The sequence below is a fragment of the Glycomyces sp. NPDC021274 genome, assembly GCF_040641195.1.
Taxonomy (GTDB): domain Bacteria; phylum Actinomycetota; class Actinomycetes; order Mycobacteriales; family Micromonosporaceae; genus Glycomyces.
The window spans coordinates 518,454-534,420 of record NZ_JBFADC010000003.1 but is presented as its reverse complement, the minus strand read 5'-3'; the positions used below and the strand labels follow the sequence as shown (position 1 = coordinate 534,420).

Below are 15,967 nucleotides of genomic sequence, written 5' to 3'. Positions count from 1 at the left end.
ACTTAGAGAACGGTATCCTAAAATACTCACATATTTCAATACCTAAGGCGATGCTGATCGGCCCTCCGCAACCCGTTGCCCCTGCGGCAGGCGGTCCGAGTCGCCCGAAGTTCTCGGAACGCCGGTGGCAGATACCGATTTCTGCCCCGGCGGCGAACCGAGCTACCGCACGTCCGCCTCGAACAGCGCGAGGGCGTTGCGGATGCCCTGTTCCAGGACCTCGTCGGCGAGCCGCCGGTCCGACAGCGCCCGGGAGAACTGCAGCGTCCCGATCATTCCGGCGTACACGCTGAGCACCTTCGCGAGCGCCGACTGCGGATCGTCCGGAGCCAGGCGGACGGCGAACTCGTCGATGAAGGCCAGCACGCCCTCGGTGTACGCCTGCTTGGTGGCGTCCGTGCCGCGACTGATCTCGTCCAGCAGAGCGGCGGACGGGCAGCCGTCCTCGGGATGGTCGCGGTGCTCGACCGAGAGGTACTGGCGCACGAGGTGCTCCAGCCCGGCGCGGCCGGGCGGCAGCTCGCCCAGGTGCTCCCGCTGCATGCTGAGCTCGTGCGCCACGGCCTGCGCGACCAGGTCGTCCTTGGACTCGAAGTGGGCGTAGAAGGCGCCGTTGGTGAGTCCCGCGTCCTTCATCAGCACGGCGACCCCCGAGCCGTCGATGCCGTCGCTCTTGAGCCGGCGGCCGGCGGCCTCGATGATCCGCTGCCGCGTCGCCTGCTTGTGCTCTTTGCCGTACCGCACCACGTGATCCTCCAACCCTGTCGGCCCTCGGCCGCCACCCGATTCAGAGTACGACCATCATTCGATGTTCCGCGCGCTAGGAAGGCAGGCGGTTGAACTTGCGGATGCCCTGGTCGAAGGCACTGGCCGGGGCGAACCGGCGCAGCCTGCTCATACGCCGGGCCATGGGGCCGGCGGTGTACCGCAGCTTCGGCTTCGCGTCCGTGGCCGCCGCCACGATCGCCGCCGCGACGATCGACGGGTCGTCGCCGCGCGCGATCTCGGTGGCGAGCACCGCGGCGTAGGCCTTTCGCCGCTCGGCATAGGCCGGGAGCGAGGCCGAGGGCTGGAGGAGGTTCGCCTCGAACGCAGTGTTGGTGATGGCGGGTTCGACGAGCAGCGCTCGAACGCCGAACTCGCGGACCTCGTGGTCCAGGGACTCGGTGTAGCCCTCGACGGCGTGCTTCGACGCGGAGTAGATCGCCTGGTAGGGCGCGGGCGCGATCCCGAGCACGGACGAGACGTTGATGACGCGTCCGCTGCCTTGGGCGCGCATGTGCGGCAGCACCGCCTTGGTCACGCGGATGAGGCCGAAGAAGTTGGTGTCGAAGACGGCCTGGTCCTCGGCGATCGAGCGTTCCTCCGCGGCCCCCGCAGTGCCGACGCCGGCGTTGTTGACCAGGACGTCGAGCCTGCCGAAGCGTGCCATGACCTGGTCGACGGCCGCGGCGACCGATGCGTCGTCGGCCACGTCGAGGGCCAGGAGCGTGAAGCCGTCGCGCTCGGTGACGCCGACGGCCTTGCGGCTGGTGCCGGCGACCTGGAATCCCGCGGCGGTGAGCGCCAGCGCGGCGTCCCTGCCGATGCCCGAAGAAGCGCCCGTCACGAGGGCTACCGGTTGGGTCGTAGTCATGTTGCGGCTCCCGCCAATAATTGGATTACGATCGTACTACCATAGATCGTGGACATGGCCTGCGGCAATGGTTCGGCGAAAATAAAATTATGGTCGTACTCTCATCGCGTCCGCCGCGGTCGGCCCCGGCACCCTCGCCTCCCCTCGAACCCGAGCGGGACCTGACTGAAGCTCACGGAACGGGTTATCGTGACCGCATGTCGCTGGTGGGAAGAGACGACGAGCTCAGGCGGATCGAACGGCTCCTGGCGGAGGCGCGTGCCGAGCGCAGCGGTGCGCTCGTGGTGCGGGGCGAGGCGGGCATCGGCAAGTCGGTCCTGCTCGACCGCGCGGCGTCGGCGGCGGCATCCGAAGGCTTCCAGGTGGTTCGCGGGACCGGGGTCGAATCCGACTCCAAGCTGGCGTACGGGGGCCTGCACCAGCTGCTGTACCCGCAGCTGGACCGGCTGGAGGCGCTGCCCGCACCGCAGGCCGCGGCCTTGCGCGGCGCCTTCGGGCTGGAGAGCGGTGAGGCGAACCGGTTCCTGATCGCCGCCGGCACCCTGGCGCTGCTCGCGGACGCGGCCGAGGAGGCCCCGCTGCTCTGCGTCGTCGACGATCTGCAGTGGTTCGACCAGGGCTCCGCGGAGGCGCTGCTCTTCGCGGCCCGTCGTTTCGCGGCCGACCCGATCGCGATGCTGTTCGCGGTGCGCGAGACGTCGATGCCGTTCGAGACCCCCGGCATCGAGGTGATGCAGCTGCCCGGCCTCACGGCGCGGGACGCCGCCCGGATGCTCGACGACCACGCGCCCGAACTGGCGGACCCGCTGCGGGCCCGCGTGCTCGCCGAATCCGCCGGCAACCCCTTGGCGCTCATCGAGTTCGGATCGATCCGCCGTGAGACCGAGGACGCCGACGCCGCCGACCCGGCCGGAATGGTCGGCACCCTGCCGGTGCCCGTCCGCATCCAGGAGGTGTTCCGACGGCAGATCGCGGAGCTTCCCGACGCGACACGACGAGCGCTCCTGGTCGCCGCGGCGGACTCCACGGCACCGCTCGAGGCGATCCTGCGCGTGGTCGAGGCGCTCGGCGGTGCCGCCGCCGACCTGGCCCCCGCGGAACGCGCCACCCTGGTCCGGATCGACACCCGCCTCGCGTTCCGGCATCCGCTGGTGCGCGCGGCCGCCTACCGCGGCGAGCCGCTGCATCGACGGGTCGAGGTGCACCGCGCGTACGCCGACGCGCTGACCGCCGACGCGGATGCCGACCGCCGCGCCTGGCACCTCGCCGCCGCCGCGACCGCCCCCGACGAGGCGGTGGCGGCCGAGCTCGAAGGCGCCGCCGAGCGCGCCCGGGACCGCGGCGGCGCGATGGCCGTGTCCGTCGCCTACGAACGCGCCGGTCGACTCAGCACGGACCCGCAGCCGAAAGCCCGCCGCATCGCCAGGGCCGCCCAGGCCGCGTTCGACGCGGGCAAGCCCGACCGGGCCGCCCGGCTGGCGGCCGAAGCGCTGTCACTGACCGACGACCCCGGCGTCCGGGCCGAGGCCATCTACGCCCAAGGCGCCGTGGCCTACGAGCGCACCTCGCCGCGGCTCGACGCGGAACTGACGATCGAAGCCGGCGCGCTGGTGCGCGACAGCGACCCCGAACACGCCGCGCTCGCGCTCTACGAAGCCGTGCACGCCGCCCGGCACGGGGCGGCCCACGACCTCCTGCAACGCGCCGCAGGCCTGCTGCGCGAGTTCACGCCGCCCCAGCACTGGGCGGCCGTGGTCGCCGCGCTCCTCGCGTGGGAGGAGCTGTTCTCCGGAAGCCCGAAGCCGGCCGTCGCCCCTATGCGCGAGCTTCTGGCTGACGCACGCAGCGGCGACCTCGAACTGACGCATCGGATGACCGCGGCTGTCGGCGGGCTCCTCATCGCCGCGGACGACGACGTCGTCGACGTGACCGAGGCCATGCTCGCCCAAGCGCGGGCGACCGGAGCGCTGGGCTGGGTCCCCTACCTCCTCAACGTGCTCGCCGTGGCGCGGCTGCTCCGCGGCGAGTTCGCCGACGCCCGCACGCATGTCGCGGAAGGCGCGGCAGTCAGCGAGGAGTTCGGCAACGCGACCGAGCGGCTCGCCCACCAGTCCATCGAGGTGTGGCTCCACGCCGTGTCCGGCGAGGAGTCCCGCTGCCGCGACCTGGCCGCCGAAGTGCTGCCCGACGCCCAGAGCAGGCACCGCGTGAACGCGGAGATCGGGGCATGGGGCCTGGCGGTGCTCGACCTCTCCGCGAGACGGTTCGCGCCGGCGCTCGAAGGTCTCGAGCGGGTCTGGCGCGGCCCCGCCCGCCGCGACGTGCTGATGCGCGCGGTACCCGACCTGGTGGAGGCGGCCGCGCGCAGCGGCGAGCCGGACCGGGCACAGGAAGCGCTGGCGGCGTTCGCGCATTGGGCCGAGCACGTCGACCGGCCGGTCACCTCCGGGCTCGCGCTGCGCTGCCGCGCGCTCCTGACCGACGACGACGAGACCGAAGCGCGCTATATCGAAGGCCTGCGGCTGCACGAGCGGTACGGCGGCCCGTACGACCACGCGCGCACCCGGCTGGTCTACGGCGAATGGCTGCGCCGGCACCGCAGGCGCACCGAGGCCCGGGCCCACCTCGAGGCGGCGGTCGCCGGGTTCGAGCGCATCGGCGCGAGCCTGTGGGCCGAACGCGCCCGCGGCGAGCTCGCCGCCTTCGGCGGGACCAGCACCGAGCATCGCGCCACCGGCCCCCTCGCCCTGCTCACCCCGCAGGAGTTGCAGGTGGTGCAACTGGCCGCGGCCGGGCACACCAACAAGCAGATCGCCGCGCAGCTCTACCTCAGTCCGCGCACCGTCGGCCACCACCTCTACAAGGCCTACCCGAAGCTCGGCGTGACGGCCCGCAGCGAGCTGGCCGGCCTCGTCGCCGAGGCCTGAGCCCCTCGCCCGACGCCGGTAGTCCGCCACCCGAAGCCGGTCACGATGACTGATGCGCCGTCAGGGGCCTCCTCCGTAACGTCTGCGACAGCACTCGGAACGACCGAGCAGCAGCGATCAAGGAGCAGGTCATGACCCAGTACTTCCTCAGCCTCCCCCACGACTCCGCCGAGGAGCCGACGATGGCGACCATGGACCCCGCGGAGCTGGAGGAGGTCATGGCGCAGGTGGGGGCCTTCAACACGGCGCTCCAGGAGACCGGCGCCTTCGTGTTCGCGGGCGGCCTGCAGCCGCCGTCGACCGCGACCACAGTGGACGCCACGGGCAGCGGTCCGGAGTTCACCCCCGGCCCCTTCGCTGAGGCCAAGGAGTACCTCGGCGGCTTCTGGGTGATCGAGGCCGACAACGACGACGATGCGATCGAATGGGCCAAGCAGGCCTCCCGGGCGCTGCAGAGCCGCGTCGAGGTGCGCGCCCTCCAAGAGGCGCCGCCCGCGTGAACCCGCACGAAGCCTGCACCCAGGCGGGCGTTCGATCCCACCCGGTCGCGGTCGTCCCATGCTGAGACAGGTCGCGGAGGGGGTGCTGACCCACCAGAGCGCGCTGCTCGAGAACAACGCCGTCGTGGTGCAGGGCGCGTCCGGTGCGCTGGTCGTCGACCCCGGGCTCACCGAGTCCGAGATGGCCTGCCTCGCAAGCGATCTTCGCGAACTGGGCCAGGGCGTCGCGGCGGGCTTCGCGACGCACCCCGACTGGGACCACGTGCTCTGGCACCCGGACCTCGGCGACGCGCCCCGCTACGGCACGGCCCGGTGCGCGGCGGTCATGCGCGAGTTCCGTTCGGACCCGGACTGGAAGGCGCACGCCGCCGCCGGACTGCCTCCGGAGATCGCCGAGGAGACCCCGCTGGACCTGTTCGGCCTCATCACCGCCCTGCCTGCCGAGGCGACGCAGATCCCATGGGAGGGACCGCGAGTCGAGGTGATCGAGCATCCGGCGCACGCACCGGGCCATGCGGCGCTGCTCATCAGGGAGTGCGGCGTGCTCATCGCCGGCGACATGCTCTCCGACGTCCTGGTCCCGAACCTCGACACCTTGAACGACGCCAACGACCCGATCGCGGAGTACCTCGTCGGACTGCAGCGCCTCCAGGACGTGGCCGCGCAGGTCGGTACCGTCATCCCCGGCCACGGGTCGGTCGGCGGAGCGGACGAGGTGCGAGCCCGGATCGAGCGGGACCGGGCGTACGTCCTCGCCTTGTGCGAGGGCCGCGTCCCCCGCGACCCGAGGGTCGGGCCGACGGCGAAGCCCGGCTGGGAATGGACCACCGACATCGCCGCCGAGCAGGTCCGACGCCTCGCCGAGCGCCACGGGCGCTGAGAGCACGACGACAGGGGCCTTCCTCGAGAAGGCCCCTGTCGTCTTGCGCGGCACGGTGTCCGGTCGGGCGCCGCTAGCGGTCGTACTCCTCGGCGTCGTAGACGGGCGCCGGGAGTGCGAGCGCGAGGGCGACGAGGTCGTCGTAGGCGTAGTCGTCGAGCGGGCCCTCGGCCATCGTCTCGAACACGACCGCCCACCCGGCGGGGTCGAAGACGGCCACCCAGGTCGAGGTGGTCGCGCCGATGCTGAAGGTGCGGGTGGCGACGGTGCGGCCGTCGACCTCGGTCTCCTCGCAGACGTCGTCCTTCTCGCTCTCGCAGCCGATGAGGTACACCTCGGCGGTGGACCCCTCCGGCGTCAGGCCGGCCAGCCACCCGCCGGGCAGGTGGTACCAGACCGAGGCATGGACCGGGTATCCCGAGGCGTCCTCGAACGGCATGTTGTAGGACGCGAAGTAGGACCGCTGCGCCTGGTCGGAGGCCGTCTCGAGCTGCGCGGGGCCCGACGAGGTCACCTCCATTCCGGGGTGGACGGCGTCGAGGGTGGCGGTGGCGGCGTCGATGCTGGCCTGCGCGTCAGCGGCCGCCTCGGTCTCCCAGTCCGCGTCGTACGCCCATGCGGGCGGGAAGTCCGGGAGCGCCTCGGCCGGCGCGAGTTCACTGGTGTCGTACTCGATCTGCGGCATCGCGAGCATCGCCTCGCGCAGCTGCTCGACGGTCATTTCCCGGCCCTGGCCATGGCAGTCGAGGTCCCAAGTGGACGTGAGCGCGGACCCGTTGGGGTAGACGACGGCGGCCTCCAGCGCGCAGCCGTGGTCGGCGAGCATGATCGTGCGCCCGTCCTCCAGGTCCTCGGAGGTGAACTCGGGGGCCTCCTCGGTCCAGGACGCCTGGTCGCTGATGAGGTGCTGCGGGAACAGGGCGGGGCCGGTCGGGCCGGGCTCAATGGTCCATCCGCCGGGTTGGAGCGCCGTGACGGTGAACGCCGGATGCTCGGTGTCCTCCCCGTCGTCGGCCATGAAGCCGCGCAGGAACACCTGCCCGTCGGCGGCCGGCACCGACCAGGCGTCGAAGTGGAGCGGCAGGTGCTGGTACCCCATCTCGGAGAGCGCGTCGAAGTAGCCGAAGCCGTGCTCGTCCATCATGTCCTGAATGGCCGCATCGGACGGCAGCTCGTAGTCGAGATCGCCGTCCTCGAGGATCCCGGCCTCGATCGCCAGGGGGCCGAAGACCGCATCGGCGGCCTCCTGCAGCGCCGGCTGGGGCGCCGCCCAGTCGTGGCCGAATTCGGCTTCCGGGTAGCCGGCGGTCGCTGGGTCGAACCCGAACTCCTCGCCCGCCGCGAACTCCCGCGGTTCCGGCTCGGCGGCGGGGAGGCCGGTGACGGACAGGGCGAGCACGGCGGCGACGGCGCACACGCCGGTCGCGGTCGCGCCGCCGAGGACGGCGCGGCGGCGGCGCCGGGCGCGGTACCCCTCGCGCACGGCCTGCCTGACGTCGACGGCGCTGCCCGGCGACGGGTCGTCGGGCCGGGCAGCCGCGAACGCGGTCTCGGGGTCGAGGTGCGGGCTCATTGCATCGCTTCCTTTCATCATGCCCGGGCGAGGATGACGACGTCATCCAGCTGGTGGCGCAGTTTGCCCATGGCCCTTGCGGTCTGGCTCTTCACGGTTCCGGCGGAGCACCCGAGGGCCGCGGCGGTCTCGTCGACCGACAGCTGCTCCCAGTAGCGCAGCACCAGCGTGGCGCGCTCCCGGGGCGTGAGGCGGTCGAGCGCGCGGGCGACGGTGAGCCGCAGGTCGACCTCCTCCTGCGGGCGGCCGAGGGACTGCACCGGCATCGTCTCGACCGTCTGCTCGCGCCGCACCCATGCCAGGCGGCGGTGCGAGAAGAACACGTTGGTGACGATGCGGCGCACATACGCCGGCGCACCGTTCGGATCGACGCGCGGCCAGGCCGCGAACAGCTTGGCCAGCGCCTTCTGGACGATGTCGTCGGCCTGGTGCCAGTCCCCGCACAGGTAGTACGCGTATCGCTGGAGGCCGTCGCGTTGTGCGAGCGCGAATGTCTCGAACTCGGCCTCGTACCTTTCCCTCTTGCTCACAGGGCCTCTTTCGGGTGGCGGGTGTGGGGCCGGTTCGCCCGTCGACGGTGGATGCGGGCGAGGTCCGGCACGTTGATTACTCCGGCGCGGGGGGCGCGGTTGTCGATCCGCGTCGGACCTTTCCGGACGCCGGTCCTGCCAACGGGCGGTGACGGACCGGGCGTATGCACCGTGACAGCGATGCCATCTGCTTTGGAGGTTCGATGCGCACGAGATTCATCGCCGCGGCTGCGGCGCTGGCGGGTGCGGGGCTGGTCCCCGGCGCCGCGGCGGCGGAGGAGCCGGAGGCACCGGCTCCCACGGTAATGCAGGAGAGCACGACCGAGGTGGTGCTGCCGACCGGGGAGGCCGTGGGCATCGCGCCCGACGGGGTCCTGGACATCGACGGCGGCACCTACAGCGTCGGGAAGAACGCCGACGGGGAGCGCCTCCTGACACCGCTGGACGCAGTCGACGAGGTGGCCGCCGGCGAGTACGACGCCGAGGCGTTCAATGTGGACGATCCCGGCGGCGAGGAGCCCGAACCCGAACCGGAGCCCGAACCGAACGTGACCCTCACCGGCGCATGGCTGGACGGGTCCGCGCCGGAGCTGACGGGCGTGGCCTGGACGAAGGTGGGCACGACCGAGCAGGGCGGCCCCGAGTACTTCGAGGGCGGCACGGCGCAGTTCGCGCTCGAACCCGGCCGCTACCACGTGGTCACGTTCATGCTCAAGGGAGTCGAGGGCGACGAGGCCGATGTGATCGCGTCGATCCAGGAGGTCCGGGTCGGCGCGAAACCGGTCGAGCTCCTCGTCAACGGCAAGAAGGCGAAGCCGCTCGGGTTCGACCTCGATCGCGAGGCCGTGTCGGGGAACGTCCAGCTCGACGTCTTCAGCTACCCGCCGAACGTCCAAGAGGGCGACGGCGCCTACCTCGGGTTCTGGGCTTCGCCCGGCGGCGAACTCTACGCGGTGCCCACGGGCAGGCTCACCGGCGGCCACGACGTGGGGTACGTGGTGCGCGAAGGGCTCACGAGCCCCAGCGGGGTCGCGGACCCCTACAGCTACAGCCTGCTCCGGCACGGCTCGCGCGGCTTCCGCGGCGACCTGACCCCGGCCGTCCACGACGAGGACCTGGCCCGGATCGACGCCGACTACCAGACCCTCGGCGCGAAGGGGGCGTTCACCAGGCAGGACCTGCCCAGGCACCCCGACTACGAGCCGGGCTTCTACACGAACACCGGCGAGGTGGCACTGCCGTCCTCGCGCACCGAGTTCTTCACTGCGGACGAGGACTTCACCTGGGAGCACCGCGCGTACTTCCCGTACGAGGGCGGGCCCGGCTCGGCCTGGGACCTGGTGCACCACCGCAGCGGGGTGCTCGAGGCCGGTTCGGTGCAGGACATGACGTGGAACAACGCGCCGCTCTCGGTCGGCATCGACAACAACGGCCAGCCCTGGCCCCCGGCCGCGTTCGTCCGCTGGGACCGGTACGAGTCGCTGTACTTCGGGCCGTGGATGTTCTCCTCGTCGGCGAACGGCGAGGGCGTCCAAAGCGAGTACCTGCCCGGGAAGATCACGTTGTTCCAGGACGGCGAGATACTGGCGCAGAACGACGAGATCGGGGTCGGCCTGGGGATCGACGAAGTCGCGGCCGGCCGGCTGACCCTTGCGGCGGCCACCGAGCGCGAAGCCTCGTGGACGCCGCTGGGCACCCGGTCCGAAGCCGAGTGGACGTTCGACTACGACCCCGAAGGCAACCCCGTCCTGCCGGTGTCGGTGGTCGAGTTCGCCGCCTCCGGGGTCGTGAACGGCTACGCCGAAGCGGGGACCGTCCAGGACGTCGCACTCGAGTTCGCGCAGCAGCCCGGGGCCGACGACCAGGTCTGCGCCGCAATGACCTTCGCGGTCTCGTATGACGACGGCGCGTCCTGGACCGAGGTCGCGCTCGACCGTGACGGCGACACCGCGACCGCCAGCCTCGACCTCCCCGAGGACGCCGCCTTCGTATCAGTCCGCTTCACCGCCGCCGACGAGGCCGGCAACACCGTCTCCCACGAGACGATCCGCTCCTACGGCCTGCGCTAGCGTCACGACCGGACCGTGTGAAGCCGGCCCGGGGAACCACGTGACCCGCACCTGAGGCAGCGGCGGAAGCGGCCCGGGGGCGATCGCCCCCGGGCCGCCCTGAGCCCGCGAATGCGGACAGGAACTGACCTGGTCGCCGATGATCATGGGATGTCCAGACACTCGTTTGAAAGGACTCGCCATGACCGGATCGCCTCCCGTCCCGGCCGGATCGAACACCGTGAACCCGTTCGTCCTGGCCGACGACGCCGCCGCCCTCATCCATTTCCTCGTCGAAGTCTTCGCGGCAGAGGACGTCCCCGAAGCCCGCACGCTCGACACCGACGGCCTCATCCTGCACGCCGAGCTGCGCATCGGCGATTCACTGCTCACCGTCGCCGACCGCAAACCGCACTGGCCGTTCACACCAGCGCTCATCCGCGTCTACGTCGACGACGTGGAGGCGGTGCTCGCGCGCGCAGAGCAACTCGGCGGAAGGACCCTCACGCGCCCGACCGACTTCTTCGGTGACACCCTCGCGCGGTTCCAGGACCCGGCGGCGAACCTCTGGTGGGTGTACCGGCACCACCCGGACGCCGTCCAGGACTGGTCCCAGGCTCCGGAAACGGAAGGGGCGGCACCAGAGTGGCAGACGGACGAGGCCGAGGACTGGAGCAGCTTCACCACACCTGAGCTCGAATACATCCACTCCAGCCTTGACGAGGCCCTGACCGGCCTCACCGACCCCCGGAAGGCCGGCTAGCCGACGCTGGACCGGTGGCCTCGCAAGGTCACCGGTCCAGCGCCGTGAGCATGTGCTGCAGCAGCTCCCGCAGCTCATCCCGGTCGGCGTCGGCGAGTTCCACCCGGTACGGGGTCCCCGCCGGCAGCCACGAGAGGCCGTAGGCGATGTCGCGCACGCTCGCACCCCCCACCGGCCAGCGCGTCCGCTCCGGGCCATCGGCCTTCGCGCCTTGCGACCACTCGCCGAAGGCGGCTTTGAACGCCCCGATCGGCATGTCCAGGACCGCCGCCGCGTCCTGCGTGCGCGGCCCCCAGGTCCGCGCGACGGCGACCAGCGCCTCCACTCGCTCGGGTGCCAGAGCGCGCGGCGCGAACGTGACGCGCAGCGGCTCGACGTCCCGCACGCGGTCGACGCGGAAGGTCCGCCAGTCGGCGCGATCGAGGTCCCAGCACACGAGGTACCAGTCCCCGCCGACCGGGACGAGCGAGTGGGGCTCGACGCGGCGCTCCTGCCGCTCGCCTCCGGCGGGCGCGTAGCCGAGCCGCACCCGCTCGCGGTCGCGGCACGCCAGCGCCAGATCGGTGAGCACCTCCGATGAGACCCCGCTGCTCCCGGGCGCGTGAGGCAGCGTCGGAGCCAGCGCACTCACTCTGCGGCGCAGCCGCACCGGAAGCACCTGCTCGAGCTTGGCGAGGACCGACAGCGCGAACTCGGCGCCGCGGCGCACCCGGCCCGCCGCCACCAGGCGCAGGCCGATCGCGATCGCGACCGCCTCCTCATCGGACAGCAGCAGCGGCGGCAGCGACGCCCCCGCGGCGAGGCGGTAGCCGCCGTGCACGCCCGCGGTGGAGTCGATCCTGTACCCCAGCTCGCGCAGCCGCTCCACGTCCCTCCGCACGGTCCGAACCGTGACCCCGAGGCGCTGGGCGAGCTCGGGCGCGGACCAATGGCGATGTGACTGCAGCAGATTGAGGAGCACGAGTGCGCGCCCGGTCGTATCGGACATGCCCGGATCCTCCCTCGGAACGGTGACAGTTACCGTCCTCATTCGCTCCTACGCCGACCGGGCCGGTCCCGCCAGGGCGCCGACAAGCCTTCTCCGGACTATCGCTATTGGCGGTTGAGAGCATCACTGACCTGGGCGATCCCATCCGAGTGAGCGCGAGGCGGGGCGGGGCGGCCGGATTCGGTGTCTTGATGTGCCTGCCTCGCGGCGTATGCCGCGGGGGGAAGTCCGGTGCGGTTGCGGAAGAACCGTCCGAAGTTCGCGGTGTCGGGAAAGCCGAGGTGGGCGGCTACCGCTTTGGCTGTGCGGCCGGTGCCGAGGAGGCGGCGGGCCTCCAGGAGCCTTCGCTCGTCGATGACCGCGCGTGCGGTGGTGCCGGCTGCCGCGGACCTGCCCGCCGACGTGTTCGCCCATCAACTGCGGGCGATCGCCGACGGACGACTCCACGTCGCCGTCGCCGGGGTCTACCGCGGCCTTGAGCAGGTCCGCGACGCCCGAACCGAGCTGGAATCCGGTACGACACCGGGCAAGCACGTCGTCGTCCTCGCCTGAACCTCAAGCGGTGTAGGGCCGAGAACCTCGTCAAAGGCGCGGCTCCCGGCCCTGCGCCACATTGCGGTTCACATGCCGAAGGTTTCCTGTTGACTGATCGGGTCCATGTGCACTCGGGTGAGCTTGAGGCTGGCGATCCGCCATGGGCCGCCTTCGGATTCGTAGGTCTCGTGGTAATGCCCGAAGCCGAGGACCCGGGATTCGCCGGGGTAGACGAGGAGGTCCTGCATCGCCCACACGCCGGTCGCGGTCGTCGGCGAGGTGACCTCGATTTCAGGGCTGTGCCCGTGGTGCACGGTCGTGGCCGGACTGAGCGTCAATTGGAGGAAGGCGATGAAGGCGTCCGATCCCACGAGGACGGGGCCGCCCGATCCGGTCGTGTCGACGACCACGTCGTCGGTCAGCTGTGCCTCGAGCAGCTCCCAGTCCTTGGTGTCGACCGCGCGGAAGTAGCGGGCCTTGACCTGTTTGATTTCGGCGACGGCCGTCGCGGCGACCGCAGGCTCGACGCCCTCGGACGGAGGTTCGGGGTCGGCGCCGGCCGTTGTCGCTTGGTGCAGCCACAGGGCCGACGCCGCGCCGCCGCCGATTACCAAGCCTCCGGCGCTGAGCAGGAGACGCCGACGTTTCGGCGCCGACCACCAGCCGCGGGCGAGGCCGGCCCGGTGCGAGAGCGGCGCCTGCGGTCGGCCGACGGTCTCATTCGATACGGACGCATCTGATGTCGCGGTGCGTGCCGGCCCGCTCGTCTCCGGCGTGGTCCTCGAGTCGGTGCGGCGGCCTCGCTGCGTGGTCGTCATGTCTCGTCCACCTGCAGCCGTGTCGACGTGGAGGTGGTGATCAGCCAGCGGCCGTCCTGCAGGCCGTAGGTGTCCTGATGGTGTCCGAACGCCAGGACGCGCCGGCCGTCCGGCCGGACCAGCAGGACCTGCATCGCCCAGGTGCCGACCGCGGTGTCTGCGGCGGTGAGTTCGATTTCGGGCATGTGCGCGTCGTGCACGGTCACCGTGCCGTCGTAGTCCTCTTGCAGGAGCGCCACGTAGTTCGATGCGCCGGTGGCCTGATGGCCGTCCAGAGCGGTGTGGTCGACTTCGATGTCGTCGGCGAGGGTGGACTCGAACTCGGCCCACTCCTTGGTGTCGAGGGCGCGGAAGAAGCGGGCTTTGAGGGCTTCGATCGAGTTGATCGTCTGCAGGGTGGTCGGGTCCATGTGCTGCTGTCACAGCCTTTCTGTCGGAGGTGGTGGGTCGTTGTCTGTGTGGGTGCTGACGGCGTCAGGCGATGGCGAGTGCCGCGCGCCAGGTGCATCGGGCGCCGATGAGGGCGCGCCAGGAGCGCAGGGCCCTCGGCGACTGGCCCACGGCGAGGACCCCGGTCAGGCGGTCCCCGTTGCGGTAGGCGACGAGGAGCCGGCGGGCCGCGACGTCGCCGTAGACGATGACCGCGTCGTCGTGCTCGCGCAGGTGGCCGTAAGCCTGGATCCGCACGTCGTACTGATCGGACCAGAAGTACGGGACCGGCGCGAACGGGGCGCGGTCGTCGGGCTCGAGCAGGTTCCGGGCGACGGCGGCGGCCTGCTCGGAGGCGTGCCTGCGGTGCTCGACCCGCATTTCCGTACCGAACAGGGGGTTGTACCAGCGGGCGACATCGCCGACGCCGTACACGTCGGGCGCGGCGGCGCAGTACTCGTCGCACACGAGTCCGTTGTGGACTTTCAGGTCCTCTGCGGTCAGCCACTCGGTGTTCGGTTCGGATCCGACCGCCAGGAGGACGTCGTCGCCTTCCACCGCGGTCCCGTCGTCGAGCTGGACGCCGTCCGCCGTGATCTCGGTGACCGCGGCGTGAGTGCGGACTTCGACGCCGTGCTGGCGGTGGAGCTCGGCCAGGAAGTGCCCGGCCGCCTCGCCGATCTCGTGTGCCAGTGGGGCCGTCGCGGACTCCAGCATCGTCACCTCGACCCCCCGCGCGCGGGCGGTCGCGGCGACTTCGGTGCCCACGAACCCGGCGCCGACGATCACCAGCCGGCGCCCCGGTGCCAGCCGCTCCCGCAGAGGCAGCGCGTCGGCGACGGTGCGCAGCACATGCACCCCGTCCCGGCGAGCCGGCAGGACTCGGGGGCGGACGCCCGTGGCGACGACGAGGGCGTCGTAGGGGACGAGAGCGCCGTCGGCCAGCGTGACCTCGCGATCGATGGTGCTGAGCGCCGTCGCGGGGGTGCCGAGGCGCAGTTCCAGGTCGAGCGTGTCGAGGTCGGTGGCCGTGAGCAGTGTCAGGCGGTCGGGTTCCCACTCTTCCGAGAGGAACCCCTTGGACAGCGGCGGCCGGTCGTACGGTGCGTCGGCTTCATCGCCGACGAGCGTGATGGCACCGTCGTACCCCTCGATACGGAGCGCCACCGCAGTCGCCAGCCCACCAGCTGACGCGCCTACGATCACGACCCGGTTCATGCTGCGGCCGAATGGACGACGGCCGCCTTGGACGGTTCGCCCTCGTCCTGCCCGACCGACCCGACCGACCCGATCGGCGAGATCGCGACGCCGTCCCATCTCTGCGCAGCTTCCGAAGCGAACCACGCGCCGCGTGCTGCGGTCCCGTATTCGCACAGTCCGATGTCAGGCCTCATTGAACTCCCCACCCTGGTCGAATATTGCATTCAACTGCAAGTTCAACTTGCGGGCAAATGCTAACATATCTTGCATTTGGCTGCATGTTGCTATCCTGGTCGGATGCCCAGCGGACCCGAGCGACCACTGCGCGCCGACGCCGCGCGCAATGCCGAGCGCCTCGCGCGCGCCGCCCGCGCGGCCTTCGCCGACCTCGGCCCCGAAGCGCCGCTCGAGGAGATCGCGCAGCGTGCAGGCGTGCGCATCCGGACCCTCTACAACCACTTCCCGACCAAAGAGGACCTGGTCCGGGCCGCCCTGGGCCAGACCGTCACCGAGGACCTGACACCCGCGATCGAGCAGGCGCTGGAGGACGACGACCCGCTGCGCGGCCTCCTCACACTGACTGAGGCCGCCATGGGCCTGGCGAGCCGCGAGCTCAACACCTTGGCCGCGGCACGCGGCGCCGCCGACCTGACCGCGGAGTTCTATCCCCCGTTCAGGGACGCGATGACACTGCTGACTCGAAAAGCGCAGGACGCCGGTCGCCTCCGCGCCGACCTGGTGCCCGAGGACCTGCTCCGGATCATGGCGATGCTGACCAGCACACTGTGGACCATGGATCCCGGCAGCGACGGCTGGTGCCGCTACCTGGCGATCCTGTTCCAAGGTCTGACACCCGACGGAGCCGAACCACTGACGGCACCTGCACCACTGGTGATCCGTCCATCAACGGGCCCTTGGACATTGTGAGCCGGGGCCGGTCCATTGCGGAGCGCCCCAACGGATCGCGTTCGGGTTCGAGGAGCGCGAGCTGCCGCCTGCGTCGGCCATCTCGTCGCGGGAGGGGACGCGACGGTATCGAGGAATGCAGATCGACCTGTTGACAAAGTTGGGTCATCAAACTTAGTCTGGTGGCGCACTAGGAGTATCGACCCCCCTCCAGCGGCGAACACCGCACCCTCAC

The 15,967-nt window shown here is 71.2% G+C and carries 16 protein-coding genes and 1 pseudogene; 7 read left to right on the top strand and 10 right to left on the bottom strand.

All coding sequences use genetic code 11. The features are described 5' to 3' along the window. Positions 1 to 162: 162 nt before the first annotated feature. Positions 163 to 747, bottom strand: coding sequence for a TetR/AcrR family transcriptional regulator (locus tag AB0I03_RS10095; RefSeq protein WP_360409498.1), 585 nt, complete (start codon positions 745 to 747; stop codon positions 163 to 165). A gap of 73 nt (positions 748 to 820) precedes the next feature. Further along, the gene (locus AB0I03_RS10090; RefSeq protein WP_360409495.1) at positions 821 to 1,636 is read right to left on the bottom strand and encodes an oxidoreductase; all 816 of its coding nucleotides are present in this window, start codon (positions 1,634 to 1,636) and stop codon (positions 821 to 823) included. A gap of 197 nt (positions 1,637 to 1,833) precedes the next feature. Here AB0I03_RS10090 and AB0I03_RS10085 point away from each other — a divergent pair, with 197 nt between their 5' ends. From AB0I03_RS10085 to AB0I03_RS10075, 3 genes are all read left to right on the top strand, one after another. Next, a complete protein-coding gene (locus AB0I03_RS10085; protein WP_360409492.1) occupies positions 1,834 to 4,563 on the top strand; it encodes an AAA family ATPase in 2,730 nt (909 codons plus the stop codon). A 131-nt stretch (positions 4,564 to 4,694) separates the two neighbouring features. Continuing rightward, a complete protein-coding gene (locus AB0I03_RS10080) occupies positions 4,695 to 5,063 on the top strand; it encodes a YciI family protein (protein WP_360409489.1) in 369 nt (122 codons plus the stop codon). Positions 5,064 to 5,121: 58 nt separating this feature from the next. Further along, a complete protein-coding gene (locus tag AB0I03_RS10075) occupies positions 5,122 to 5,943 on the top strand; it encodes an MBL fold metallo-hydrolase (protein ID WP_360409486.1) in 822 nt (273 codons plus the stop codon). A gap of 73 nt (positions 5,944 to 6,016) precedes the next feature. Here AB0I03_RS10075 and AB0I03_RS10070 read toward each other — a convergent pair whose 3' ends face one another. Together AB0I03_RS10070 and AB0I03_RS10065 are read right to left on the bottom strand one after the other, a co-directional pair. Then, on the bottom strand, positions 6,017 to 7,516 hold the full coding sequence (locus AB0I03_RS10070; protein ID WP_360409483.1) for a hypothetical protein: 1,500 nt from the start codon (positions 7,514 to 7,516) through the stop codon (positions 6,017 to 6,019). 17 nt (positions 7,517 to 7,533) lie between these two features. Then, complete coding sequence (locus AB0I03_RS10065; RefSeq protein ID WP_360409480.1) at positions 7,534 to 8,046, bottom strand: SigE family RNA polymerase sigma factor; 513 nt, start codon at positions 8,044 to 8,046, stop codon at positions 7,534 to 7,536. Positions 8,047 to 8,249: 203 nt separating this feature from the next. Between AB0I03_RS10065 and AB0I03_RS10060 the strand changes: the two genes are divergently transcribed. Together AB0I03_RS10060 and AB0I03_RS10055 are read left to right on the top strand one after the other, a co-directional pair. Continuing rightward, on the top strand, positions 8,250 to 10,115 hold the full coding sequence (locus AB0I03_RS10060; RefSeq protein ID WP_360409477.1) for a hypothetical protein: 1,866 nt from the start codon (positions 8,250 to 8,252) through the stop codon (positions 10,113 to 10,115). Between the two features lie 181 nt (positions 10,116 to 10,296). Then, a complete protein-coding gene (locus tag AB0I03_RS10055; RefSeq protein WP_360409474.1) occupies positions 10,297 to 10,857 on the top strand; it encodes a VOC family protein in 561 nt (186 codons plus the stop codon). A 28-nt stretch (positions 10,858 to 10,885) separates the two neighbouring features. Here the strand turns inward: AB0I03_RS10055 and AB0I03_RS10050 are convergent, their stop codons facing one another. Next, positions 10,886 to 11,845, bottom strand: coding sequence for a transcriptional regulator (locus AB0I03_RS10050; protein ID WP_360409471.1), 960 nt, complete (start codon positions 11,843 to 11,845; stop codon positions 10,886 to 10,888). Positions 11,846 to 12,039: 194 nt separating this feature from the next. Next, a pseudogene (locus AB0I03_RS10045) lies at positions 12,040 to 12,210 on the bottom strand (helix-turn-helix domain-containing protein); the annotation flags it as partial. Between AB0I03_RS10045 and AB0I03_RS10040 the strand changes: the two are divergent. Further along, positions 12,149 to 12,397 carry a zinc-binding dehydrogenase gene (locus tag AB0I03_RS10040; RefSeq protein WP_360409468.1) on the top strand — a complete coding sequence of 83 codons (249 nt, stop codon included), beginning with the start codon at positions 12,149 to 12,151 and terminating at the stop codon, positions 12,395 to 12,397. The pseudogene AB0I03_RS10045 and the gene AB0I03_RS10040 overlap by 62 nt on opposite strands. A gap of 68 nt (positions 12,398 to 12,465) precedes the next feature. Here the strand turns inward: AB0I03_RS10040 and AB0I03_RS10035 are convergent, their stop codons facing one another. The 4 genes from AB0I03_RS10035 to AB0I03_RS10020 form a co-directional block, all read right to left on the bottom strand. Further along, positions 12,466 to 13,197 (bottom strand): nuclear transport factor 2 family protein, encoded by a 732-nt coding sequence (locus AB0I03_RS10035; protein ID WP_360409465.1) that lies wholly within the window; start codon positions 13,195 to 13,197, stop codon positions 12,466 to 12,468. Further along, positions 13,194 to 13,607 (bottom strand): nuclear transport factor 2 family protein, encoded by a 414-nt coding sequence (locus AB0I03_RS10030; protein ID WP_360409462.1) that lies wholly within the window; start codon positions 13,605 to 13,607, stop codon positions 13,194 to 13,196. The genes AB0I03_RS10035 and AB0I03_RS10030 overlap by 4 nt, the downstream gene beginning before the upstream one ends. 64 nt (positions 13,608 to 13,671) lie before the next feature. After that, positions 13,672 to 14,844 (bottom strand): FAD-dependent oxidoreductase, encoded by a 1,173-nt coding sequence (locus AB0I03_RS10025; protein WP_360409460.1) that lies wholly within the window; start codon positions 14,842 to 14,844, stop codon positions 13,672 to 13,674. Then, the gene (locus tag AB0I03_RS10020; RefSeq protein WP_360409457.1) at positions 14,841 to 15,020 is read right to left on the bottom strand and encodes a hypothetical protein; all 180 of its coding nucleotides are present in this window, start codon (positions 15,018 to 15,020) and stop codon (positions 14,841 to 14,843) included. The genes AB0I03_RS10025 and AB0I03_RS10020 overlap by 4 nt, the downstream gene beginning before the upstream one ends. A gap of 103 nt (positions 15,021 to 15,123) precedes the next feature. Here AB0I03_RS10020 and AB0I03_RS10015 point away from each other — a divergent pair, with 103 nt between their 5' ends. Further along, positions 15,124 to 15,753, top strand: a complete 630-nt coding sequence (locus AB0I03_RS10015) for a TetR/AcrR family transcriptional regulator (protein ID WP_360409454.1) — start codon at positions 15,124 to 15,126, stop codon at positions 15,751 to 15,753. The last annotated feature ends 214 nt before the right edge of the window (positions 15,754 to 15,967 follow it).